At 38.5% G+C, this 11,741-nt stretch carries 10 protein-coding genes; 3 read left to right on the forward strand and 7 right to left on the reverse strand.

Translation table 11 applies throughout. From position 1 onward, the window contains the following. Nucleotides 1-37 precede the first annotated feature (37 nt). A complete protein-coding gene (locus tag DPX34_RS05515) occupies nucleotides 38-751 on the forward strand; it encodes a glutathione S-transferase (RefSeq protein WP_111977407.1) in 714 nt (237 codons plus the stop codon). Between the two features lie 285 nt (nucleotides 752-1,036). Here DPX34_RS05515 and DPX34_RS05520 read toward each other — a convergent pair whose 3' ends face one another. Continuing rightward, nucleotides 1,037-1,588, reverse strand: a complete 552-nt coding sequence (locus DPX34_RS05520; RefSeq protein ID WP_198673634.1) for a VF530 family DNA-binding protein — start codon at nucleotides 1,586-1,588, stop codon at nucleotides 1,037-1,039. A gap of 800 nt (nucleotides 1,589-2,388) precedes the next feature. Here DPX34_RS05520 and DPX34_RS05525 point away from each other — a divergent pair. Next, a complete protein-coding gene (locus DPX34_RS05525; RefSeq protein ID WP_111977408.1) occupies nucleotides 2,389-3,102 on the forward strand; it encodes a transporter substrate-binding domain-containing protein in 714 nt (237 codons plus the stop codon). A gap of 148 nt (nucleotides 3,103-3,250) precedes the next feature. Here the strand turns inward: DPX34_RS05525 and aldA are convergent, their stop codons facing one another. From aldA to DPX34_RS05545, 4 genes are read right to left on the reverse strand one after another with little or no spacing between them, the layout of a single operon-like run. Continuing rightward, the gene (gene aldA / locus DPX34_RS05530; protein WP_111977409.1) at nucleotides 3,251-4,699 is read right to left on the reverse strand and encodes an aldehyde dehydrogenase; all 1,449 of its coding nucleotides are present in this window, start codon (nucleotides 4,697-4,699) and stop codon (nucleotides 3,251-3,253) included. Between the two features lie 4 nt (nucleotides 4,700-4,703). Beyond that, entirely contained in the window at nucleotides 4,704-5,468 is a 765-nt protein-coding gene (locus tag DPX34_RS05535; RefSeq protein ID WP_111977410.1) for a 2,5-didehydro-3-deoxy-L-galactonate 5-reductase, read from the reverse strand. A 25-nt stretch (nucleotides 5,469-5,493) separates the two neighbouring features. Further along, on the reverse strand, nucleotides 5,494-6,516 hold the full coding sequence (locus DPX34_RS05540) for a zinc-dependent alcohol dehydrogenase (RefSeq protein WP_111977411.1): 1,023 nt from the start codon (nucleotides 6,514-6,516) through the stop codon (nucleotides 5,494-5,496). Nucleotides 6,517-6,527: 11 nt separating this feature from the next. Then, a complete protein-coding gene (locus DPX34_RS05545) occupies nucleotides 6,528-7,667 on the reverse strand; it encodes a mandelate racemase/muconate lactonizing enzyme family protein (protein ID WP_111977412.1) in 1,140 nt (379 codons plus the stop codon). A 352-nt stretch (nucleotides 7,668-8,019) separates the two neighbouring features. Between DPX34_RS05545 and DPX34_RS05550 the strand changes: the two genes are divergently transcribed. Then, complete coding sequence (locus DPX34_RS05550; protein WP_111977413.1) at nucleotides 8,020-8,625, forward strand: GntR family transcriptional regulator; 606 nt, start codon at nucleotides 8,020-8,022, stop codon at nucleotides 8,623-8,625. A 287-nt stretch (nucleotides 8,626-8,912) separates the two neighbouring features. Here DPX34_RS05550 and DPX34_RS05555 read toward each other — a convergent pair whose 3' ends face one another. Further along, nucleotides 8,913-9,992 carry a glycoside hydrolase family 117 protein gene (locus DPX34_RS05555; RefSeq protein ID WP_111977414.1) on the reverse strand — a complete coding sequence of 360 codons (1,080 nt, stop codon included), beginning with the start codon at nucleotides 9,990-9,992 and terminating at the stop codon, nucleotides 8,913-8,915. A 97-nt stretch (nucleotides 9,993-10,089) separates the two neighbouring features. Beyond that, nucleotides 10,090-11,670, reverse strand: coding sequence for a sugar porter family MFS transporter (locus DPX34_RS05560; protein WP_111977415.1), 1,581 nt, complete (start codon nucleotides 11,668-11,670; stop codon nucleotides 10,090-10,092). Between the last annotated feature and the right edge of the window lie 71 nt (nucleotides 11,671-11,741).

The raw sequence follows: 11,741 nt of genomic DNA on the forward strand, positions 1-11,741 counted from the left end.
AAAGTAGAACAACCACAGTAAACTATTGTAACTATGCATGAATAACAGCGTTAATCTTCCTATTTTATACTCACTGCGTCATTGCCCTTATGCAATGAGAGCCCGAATAGTGATATTTAAAACCAAGCAAAAAATCATATTACGTGATGTAGATTTAAGAAATAAACCCGCTGATATGTTGATCGCTTCACCGAAAGGCACCGTTCCCATTTTAGTCACCTCACCCGAAGTAAGTCCTCAAATACAAACAGATAATACAGCAAAAGCACCTTCACCTTTTGTGCTGGAAGAGAGTCTCGATATTATGATGTGGGCCATTAAGCAAAGTGATCCAAATAATTTATCACATCGTGAAACACCCAATGCACTTAACGAAATGCTTGATCTGATTAATATTTTTGATAATGAATTCAAAACCTGTTTAGAACAATATAAATGTGCAAAACGCTATCACGAGAGTAACTTAGAACAACAACGTGCCGCTTGTACGCATTATTTAGATAAATTAGAAGTAAAACTGGATCAGCATGCCTATCTCATGTCAGAACATGAAAGTCTTGCCGATTTAGCGTTATTGCCTTTTATCAGGCAATTTGCCAAAGTTGAACGTCAGTGGTATTTGCAATCACCTTACCCCAATTTAAAAAGGTGGCTCAACCATTACTTACAAAGCAGAATGTTTAGTAAAGTCATGACAAAATATCCATTTTGGCTAGATACTCAAGACGTTATTATTTTTGGTGACGTTTAAATTGAGACTATAGTCAAAGCGATCGGGTTTTAGGGGCAGGTTTCTAGTTCCAGACGAAACCGAAGTACTTACATCCATGTAAGCAAAGCAGTCAAGCTTCGAGACGCCATGAGCATATGCTCTACTATGTGATTGGGGCCGCCTAAATGGATTTAGGTGTTAGAACGACGCAGGAGCCAAAGTCGAGAGTAAGCGCTGACAATGAACCATAAAACCTGAGCGAGAAGACTATATAAGACGAATAAAAGGAGTTGTAATCGTTTAACTTCAACTCTTTTAGCCTGTCTATTTTTTATTTAAACCCCAAGGATCCCAAGGTTCGTTGTTATTCGAATCCGCTGATGATTTATTATCATTCGTATTGTTGCGGTTATTAACGCGATTTGTATAACCACTGCGATTATTCTCTCTTCTGCTCGGTCGACGAGTAGCGTCGCGTCTATTATTATGTCGATGTTCGGGCTGATTAAATGAGGCTCTTTCTTTTGGATCGGGAGCTTGCCCTAACACTAAAACAGTCGGTTCACGCGGTTCGATATGGGCTGGAATAATACGAGCTCTCGGGGGTAACTCATAATTTTTATCATCTGGCTTTGGTAAACTTTTAAATTTATATAAATAAAAAGCTTCTAGTTTTTCACGTGCCCATTCTGTTTTTTTTAAAAACTTAATACTCGATTCCATCGTTGGTTTTTTTTCGAAACACTTAATACGCGTATATTCCGCTAAGATTTCAAAACCATAATGCTTAACGAGTTCTTCTAATAGCGTTTCTAATTTTAACCCGTGTAGTGGGTTATTTAAGTATGGATTTTCTTCGCTTATGATTTCACTCATAGATAGCTCTCTAACGATTTACAGATAATCGGTTAATTATACACAGTTGGATTATATAGTTTATGAAATAAATTCTCTGACTAATAAACGACTAGGGCGTGTTTACCTTTGTCGTATCGGTTTTGTTCAATTCCAAAGCGTTTTGATCGCGGCATTGGCTTGATGGCATAGTGGTTCTACGTCAAAAGCCAATAACAAAGAGCAAAACGTTTTGGATTGAACCCAAAGGGCAGCGCATTTGCACTTTTTCTACTATGTTGCCCCACATGGATGTGGGGTAAGGTGACTTTGCAGGAGCATAAAGTCTTTATCGCTCTTTTATGTAGAATAACGACACCGCAATCGCTCTGCCTTGTATAAATCGTGCAAATACGGCTGCAAAAGCATACACAAAAGATAAACACGCCCTAGCATGACAGCGTTAATCCGTCCGCCTTTTATTACCAATGTAATTGATTAGTTGATATACCGATCAACAGCAACTAAATTTAAAATACGTAAGCTAAAAAGCTGACATATATACTCAAATGACTTCAAGATGCAGGATTCAGTGGGAATTTAAATTGATTTAGGCACGGCAAACAGGTGCAAGTTTAACGGGTTAAATTAAACCTGTTTAACACAGCATAAATCAATTTAAAACCCACCGGAAAGGAGCCCTTGAGCGATGTTACTTCGTTGTTGTATTAACTTGAAAGGGGACTACATTCCTGCATTAATACGCCTAGAATTAAAATCGCTCAAGGACTCTGAACGAGCATATTGAAGTCACTTGAGTATAAAGCTAAAATAGGAACATTATGCATCGCGCTGCATTATCAACTTTAACGCTGATACTCATACTTTGGCATGACTCTGCTTTTACAGCAGAAGCGCTGAACATCAAACGTCCATCCTTAGTTTTTACGCAAACAACGCTGGGGCATAAATTTAGGTGTGCGCATGAAGCATTAACAAAAGCCTATCGCCAATTAAATTACAATGTAAAATTTCAAACACTGCCGAATAAACGAGCGTTAAAAGAAGCAAGCAATGGTAATACTGACGGTGAAATGCTCCGAGTTGAAGGGTTAGACTTTCAGTTTCCTGACTTGATTAGAGTGCCTGTCGCATTGTGCGCAGTTGAGTCTGTGGTGCTTGCAAAAGCGAACGTAAAAGCCACAACATTTGATCAATTATTTCATTATCAAATTGGCATCACGTCTGGTTTTGTCGACCAAGAAAGACTCGCTAAACAATACAGTTTAAATGTGACTAAGGTTCATCAAAATGAAATTTTAGTCAAAGCTTTATTCAAGAACAGAGTCGATGCTATATTTTTAACCATAAAAGAAGCTCAAAAAATAGTTAATGATAATGCAGGAAAATACAAAATAATCGCTTCATTAAATAGAGATGTTTACCTATACCATTATCTTCATAACAAACATGCCAGCTTAGTGCCTGCGATCACTGAACAACTGCAAATAATGGAACAAACAAAGCAGATAAACTTGAAAAACATACTCAATTAATTAACTTTTACTCGAGGGTGTCCAAAAATCTGTGTCAGTCTAATTTAAATTTAAAGCAATAAAAAAGCGGTGTTGCCTTTATACAACACCGCTTTTATCGAGCCGTTACATTTTAAGCCAATCACCAATTAACAGTGATTGCTATTACTTACTTCTCGTTGAAGTAAACAGTTTTCTTTTCTAGGTATTGCTCAAGACCAAATTTACCATCTTCACCACCAAAACCGCTTTGTTTCCAGCCGTTATGGAAGCCCTGATGTTGCTCGCCCATACCACGGTTAAGATAAACTTCACCCACTTCTAATTCGCTAATAGCTTTATTAATATCATTAAAGTTTTTAGTAAAAATGTAAGCACTTAAACCATAGATACTGTCATTACAGAATTCTATTGCTTGGTCCATATCTTTTACTTTAACGATAGGTAGTACAGGGCCAAAAGTTTCTTCATGTACCGCAATGTTATCTTGTTTTACATCAACAAGTAGTGTTGGCTCATACCAACAACCGCCTTCAAAACCTTCAACTGAAGCTAACTTTCCGCCCGTTGCCAGCGTTGCACCTTGCTTAATACTTTCTTGAACGATGTGGTCTATGTTATCAATTTCACGTTGATTACATTTAGGTCCCATTTGCGTCTCAGCATTCATTGGGTCACCCACTTTAAGGCCTTGTACTTGTGGTACAAATTTAGCCATAAATTCGTCGTAAATACCTTCATGAACGTATAAACGTTCAACACAAGTACATACTTGACCACAGTTGGCAAAGCGTCCCCAAAGAGCCGCATCAACCGCTTCATCAATATCAGCATCAGCCATAACAACCATAGGTGCTTTACCACCTAACTCAAGCATGACCGGTGTCATGTATTCTGCACTAGTTTGATAAATTTTCTTACCGGCAACCGTTGAACCTGTCATCGTGATCATCTTAGTTATTGGGCTTTCGCATAAAGCTTGACCAACAACAGAACCTGATCCATTTATCACATTTAAAACACCCGGTGGAATGCCCGCTTCGTTAGCGATACGACCTAGTTCGGTAGTCGCTAATGGCGTTTCTTGAGTTGGCTTTAATACAATGGTATTACCGGTAATTAATGCAGGACCAATTTTACGACCCGCTAAAGCAAGTGGAAAATTCCAAGCCGTAATACCCACAACAACACCACGTGGTACTTTGTGAATATAAATTTTTTCGTCTGCGTTATCTGAAGGTAAAATATCACCTTCAATTGTTAACGCGTTATCGCATGCATAATCAATAAACGTCGCAGTAACATCGACTTCCATTTCAGCAACAGAAAGTAACTTCCCTTGCTCGGCAACCAACATTGGCGCAAGAATATGCTTGTTTTCACGAATTTTGTCCGCAAATACCCGTAAAATGTTTTGACGAGTACGAGCTGTTAACTTAGCCCAAGACTTTTGTGCCGCTTGCGAGTTTTCTAACGCAGTCTGTGCATCTTGTGCACAACCTTTAGGGATAACACCTATCGACTTACCCGTCGATGGGCTTAAAATATCAATAGTGCCTTCAGCAGCTGAACTAATATATTCGCCACCAATAAAGTTAACATTGTTTTGAAAATTCATAAGATTATCTTCCCATCCAGCCGCCGTCTACCAATAAGATAGCGCCATTAACATAACTTGCTGCTTCAGAAGCTAAGAAAACAGCAGGACCTTTGAAGTCTTCTGGGTTACCCCAACGACCTTGTGGAATACGACCTAAAATAGAAGCTGAACGCTCAGGGTCGTTACGTAATGCTTCTGTATTATCAGTATCAATATAACCCGGCGCAATTGCGTTTACATTAACGCCTTTACCTGCCCATTCGTTTGATAATGCCATAACAAGTTGACCAATTGCGCCTTTACTTGCTGCATAACCTGGAACAGTAATACCGCCTTGGAATGTTAATAATGAAGCTGTAAAAATGATTTTACCTTCGCCACGTGCAACCATTTCTTTACCAATTTCACGGCTTAAAATGAATTGTGAATTTAAGTTAACGTCAATCACGTTATCCCATAGATCATCGCCATGCTCTGCAGCAGGTGCACGTAAAATAGTACCTGCATTATTAACTAAAATATCAATTTTAGGAAAATCACCTTTTACATCTTTAATAAATTCGTACAAGTTTTCACGATTAGCAAAATCACATTGGTAACCTTTAAAGTTACGGCCTAACGCTTTAACTTCTTTTTCAACTTCAGAACCTTCAAGCTCTAAACTTGCTGAAACACCAATAATATCAGCACCTGCAGCAGCTAAACCTAAAGCAATACCTTTACCGATACCACGTTTGCAACCAGTAACAAGTGCAACTTTACCTTCTAAACTAAATTTTTCTAACATGTTTTTGATTCCTAAAATTGGCTAATTATTCTGCGTTACATTCAACAAGTGCTTTCATACCTTGTGGATTATTATCCATACTGGCGAATGCAGAACCGATATCTTTAAGTGTGTTAACTGAACTGATGAATGGCTTAATATCAACTTCGCCTGAAGCAATTAAATCAATAGCCCAATCAAAATCTTCACCTTCGTAAACACGTGCACCTAACAACTCTAGTTCTTTCCAGAAAAATTGGAATAAATCAATTTCAGGTTTTTGTGAATGAATCGCAACCATAACGATACGACCGCGACGACCTGCTACTTGTGTCATTGCATCAATTGCCGGTTTAACACCTGAAACTTCAAATACAACATCCGCGCCTTTCGTTTCAGTCCAATCATCTACATATGCAGCTAAGTCCGTTTCAAGTGGGTTAACTGATTTAACACCTAGCTCATCAGCGAATGCACGGCGTGATTCATTAGGTTCTGAAACTAAGACTTCAGCGCCAACACTTTTAGCAACAGCAGCGACTAATTGACCAATTGGACCACCACCTAAAACAACTGCTTTTTCACCGGCTTTTAAGCGTGAACGACGAATATCATGACAAGCAACTGATAATGGCTCAATTAATGCGCCTTGCTTAAGATCAACTGAAGCGGGTAACTTGTGTAAAGTACGTGCTTTAACCGTCCAGTTAGATTGAAATGCACCAGGCGTATCAATACCCATAAATTTAAGATTTTGACAAATATGTGTTAAACCCGCTTTACAAGTAGGACACTCACCACACCAATCAAGAGGACGCACAACAACACGGTCGCCAATGGCGAAACCTGAAACATCACTACCAAGCTCTGTTACCGTACCTGACATTTCATGACCAATCGTTTGTGGTGGCTTAACACGTTGATCCATCACACCGTGATAGATATGCATATCGGTACCACAAATACCAACATAGCCAACCGCTAACTTAACTTCGTCCGCAGCAGGTGCGTTTTCTGTACCCGCGATGATTTCAAAACCTTTGTTACCAATATATTGAGCTGCAATCATGTGATTATCCTCTAAGAATGTTTAATTAAGTGCGGACGAACTAATGCGTCATCGAATACAACACCTGTACCTGCAATATCAGGGGCAATGGCACGGCCATTTTCATCTAATTTCAAGGGGGATGTGGTGTATTCATCAATTGGAAATGAATGAACTTCTAAATAACCAGCGTGTGGTTGAGAAGCCATAAGTGAAACGTGTAATTCATGCATACCATGAGTACAAACAGGCAAATTATTAACGTAAGCTAAGTTAGCTACACGTAACCAACCCGTGATACCACCAATGTTAGAGGCATCAGGTTGAATAAAGCCTAATTTAGCTTGCTGAATGGCATAGTTAAATTCAAAAACCGTATGTAAGTTTTCGCCCATCGCTAAAGGAATATTGATCTTGTCAGCGATTCGAGCAAAGCCCTGGTAATCGTCCGGAATAGTCGGCTCTTCAAACCAGGTAATATCGTATTGATCAATGGCTTGGCCAAAACGGATGGCTTGTTCAACCGTAAGTGAGTAATTGGCATCAACCATAAAGGTTGTTTCTTTACCGATTAATTCACGCACGGCGGCTACACGCGCAACATCTTCACTATAATCTTCTTTACCGACTTTAATTTTAACGGCATTAAAGCCACGGTCTAGGTAACCTTGAATATTGTTTAATAATTTTTCTTCTGAGAAATTTAAGTCAATACCGCCGGCATAACACTTAGTTGTATTATTGGCACCACCTGCTACTTTCCATAAAGGTAAGTTCAAGCGTTTGCAATGAATATCCCATAACGCAATATCAACAGCTGAAATAGCAAAACTTAATAAACCGCCTCGGCCAACATAATGCAAGTGCCAGCCCATTTCTTCCCAAATTTGAGTGATACGTGATGCATCTTTACCCATTAAAAAAGGTTTTAATTCGTCTTCTAATAAAGAGTAAATTGCACGACCACCTTTACCGCCCGTATAGGTATAACCCATACCTTCCATACCATCTTTACAACGGATTTTACAAACTAACACTTCAAAATGAGTATGGTCGCCGTGTTTAGCATCAGTTAATACTTCTTCGAGTGGGATCTGGTAATACTCTACTTTTACTGAGCTAATTTGATTTACGTCTAACATACTGGGTTTTATATTGGTCACAATACTCACAGCAATTTACCTACTAGTTATGAATCATTTGAAATCATTGTACATTGTTAACAATTTATTTCAAACATTAATATTAAAATTTTAATATACTTTAGTCGCTTTATCCATTTATAACGCTATATTTAGTTAACAATTCTTATAATAATGTTAACCAAGGTATCTTTGCTAGTTTATTTATAATTGTTATATTTTGTATTTAAATTAATTAATTACGTAAAATTAGAGCGCTGTTAGCTTAAGTCTTGTATTTAAACAGTATTTTGTGCAATTTAATGGGTATGACCATATACACTCTTGGGTGTAAATCGTTTACAATTGGAAATATATATTGAACACAGTCTTGGATGGATAAATGAAAGCAAATAAAATTATCCCTGTTAGGGAACAAATCGCTGATGTTCTACGATCTGATATTATTTCAGGTGAGTTAGAACCGACAACTAAATTAAATGAGCAACAGCTAGCAGAGCGATTTGGCGTTTCGCGAGGCCCAATTCGAGATGTGCTACTTAAGTTAACAAAAGAAGGTTTACTCGTTAGCAAAAACAATATCGGTTCTTCAGTAAGCAGTCCGCTTAGTGCCGACATGCAAAAGCTAAATATCGAAATACGTCGTAAAATTGAAGAATACGCAGTTAAACATTTAGCATCATTGTTTACTGAAGCTGATTATGACGCACTTGACGAAATTATAGCCAAAATGCAAGAGCACTTTGATCGTGAAGAGTTTACCGAATTAACTAAAACTGATATCGATTTTCATAAATACTACGTTGAGAAGGCCGGTGGCGAAGATTTGTTAAATATGTGGTATCCAATTGTTCTGCGTATGCGAATGAATTACCAACGTATCAAAACGTCTCAAGCATTAGTTGATGAGCATAAAGATATCGTTTTAGCTTTGCGCAACAACGACACTAAAGCCGCTATCAATGCGATCAGAAAAAACATCAAATAGCACCTGCAATTTAAACACACATTGACAGTGTTAGTTTATTTGATCCAATAAAAAAGCCAATGTTAATACATTGGCTTTTTTGTATATATAGTATTCTCGCTCAGGTTTTATGGTTCATTGTCAGCGCTTACTCGCCCCAATCACATAGTAGAGCATATGCTCATGGCGTCTCGAAGCTTGACTGCTTTGCTTACATGGATGTAAGTACTTCGGTTTCGTCTGGAACTAGAAACCTGCCCCTAAAACCCGATCGCTTTGACTATACTAATTTATACCTCAGTATACAATTAGTTTGAATTTTGGAATGTACCCGTATCGAGTATTTGACGTGTAACGCGGTATCGACAAATATAATTCCAGTTCCAGCTTTCATCATAGCGATGGCACAAGCCCCACTCTAAGCCAGGTAACTGAACTTGCTTATCATTTGGATCACGATAAATGCCTAAAGCCTCTGGCGCACCTTTTATGTGAGCCATAATTTCAAAATTTACACCATCTTGGGCAAATTGAATTGTATTTTTTTCAGGGCCATCTGTTGTAATCAACGAGGCAATGCCACCATTACAATGCCAAACAGCCACTTCATGGCCACTGTTGGTGATCGGGTTATATTCAGATTTAACATACGGACCTTCAATGTTATCGGCGATCGCAACCCCGTGTTTAATTTCACGACCACCAAAGTTCATCCCCTCCCCCATGGTTTCACCTTTATAGTAAAGGTAAAATTTATTATTGAAAAACATCAAGCAAGGATCGTGCACTTTGTGGCTGTCAAAGCTACCTTTGCTTTTAACTTCAAAGCGGCTATCAACATCACCTAACCACTCACCATCTTTAGCGGGGCTTAAAATAGGTTCTGGCGATTTAGTCCAAGGACCATAAGGTGAATCAGCTTTAGCCATCGCTATTTCTTCGTATTGCCTATTGGTATAAGGCGTTTTAACCGTTTGATAAACTAAATAATATTGACCTTCATGCGCTAATACTTCGGGTGTAAATACGGCTCGGTCATCATATGAACCAGCTTCGCCCGCGGCAATTGCACAGCCTTCTTCTTTCCAAGTGATACCATCGGTAGATGATGCATGCCAAACTTCGGTTAAATCCCATGGAAAAACTTTATCTTTTAAATTATCAGAACCAAAACCAACCGTTTCGCCTTCACCTTTGGTATACCAACAATGATAAACACCATCAACTTCAATAACCGCAGTTGGATCACGGCGGATCACGCCTTCTTCATAAACGAAATCGCCTTTAAGCTCTTGTTCTTCAAATTCGATTAACCATTGCGAATCTTTTTGGTCATAACCGCGTTCGATGGCCCGTTTACTCGCTGAACTTAATTTTTTTTCTACCACAATAAAAACTCCAAATATAAAGCTTAGTTAATCAAACTAAGCATTAGTCATTATTAGTTGTCTTAAGTTGTATTCCCAACTCATCGGAATACAAGCCTTAAGCGTTTGCCTTATTTAAAGCTAGTTCAATTTCTTCAATCGTTTTGTTTTTTGTTTCTGGCATCAACTTAATTAAAAACACTAAACCAATGACTAAGCAGAATGCGTAAAAACTAAAGATTTCGGCTGCGCCCATATTTTTAAGCTGCCATGGGAAAAATTGCTGTACTAAATAACTAACAATACTCGTGATAAGCGCAACAGCCGGGATCGCAATACCACGAACATGAGTCGGAAATATTTCTGAAAATAAAACCCACATAACAGGACCAATTGAGAATTGAAAGGCGGCGATAAAGCCCATAATGCCAAATAACACTAACATACCGTTAATTTGAATAGCGGCTTGTAATAAAGCGCCTTCATTATCACGAACAATAACATCACCTAATACAACTTTAAGTGCTTCACGATAATCGATATCGCTATTAAAGGTTTGACCAATAAGAGACTGTAATAATTGGGTATCAATAGCAGCGGGTAACTGCGCTAGGTTTGTTTCGGTTAATACATACGTTGCATCTGCAAACCCCCAAGCAGCGCTTAATAAACTCACAATCGCGGCAAACAATCCAAACAACATTAACGGACGACGACCCAGTTTATCGATTAACATCAAGGCTAAAAAGGTAGCCACAACACTCACTAAACCGATAATAACCGATTGCGTATAAGCAGAATCCGTACCTAAGCCTATTTGCTCAAAAACGGTTGTAGAATAAAACATGATCGCGTTAATACCAGAAACTTGCTGTACGACTGCTACAGTAAAACCAATAACTAACGCCATGCGCACACGCATATCAAACAATTCAGAAACTTGTTCTTTTAATGGCTTATTAGCCGAAGCCGCCGCACTGGTACTTTGTTTAATACTTTGCAACATTTGTGTCGATTCATTTACTGAAACCAAACGATCCAATACATTTTTAGCTTCAGCATCGCGCCCTTTAAGCACTAACCAACGTGGGCTTTCAGGCACTTTAAATAACAAACCAAACCAAATTAACGCCGGTATAATTTCAACGCCTAACATCCAACGCCATGTGTATTCTTGAATACCCACTGCGACAACCCAATTAGCACCTGATTCGGCAGCATTAAAAATAAAATAATTTGCACTATAGGCGGCTAATAAACCGATCACGATGTTTATTTGAATAAGAGAAGCTAATTTGCCTCGAATAGTCGGTTTTGCTATTTCACCGATATACATTGAAGCTAAAGAAAGTGAAGTAAAAGCCAAACCGCCAACAAAGCGCGCAACAACCAAAGACGTATAATTAGGTGCAATGACGGAACAGATTGCACTGACGAGATAAAGAGCTGCAATAATCAATAAGGTTTTTTGACGACCAATTGCATTACTAATATAACCTGTTGCTAATAACGCAAATATAACACCAAAACCTGGTGCACTAACGACAGTGCCGATCTCTAAATCGGATAAGTTAAACTCAGCCGTTATATATCGAACGGTTCCCGATATTAAAGCGGCATCTAAACCAAATATGAAGCCACCAAACGCCACGACTATCGAATAGAAAACAACAGCTTTGTTTGAAAAGTTACCCTGCATGCTAATTTACCTCACCTTAAAGCACTCACAAAACACTAAAAGCGTGCTTTGCTCTTCTTACTTTAAACTAT

Source organism: Algibacillus agarilyticus, from assembly GCF_003286125.1.
Lineage (GTDB): Bacteria > Pseudomonadota > Gammaproteobacteria > Enterobacterales > Alteromonadaceae > Algibacillus > Algibacillus agarilyticus.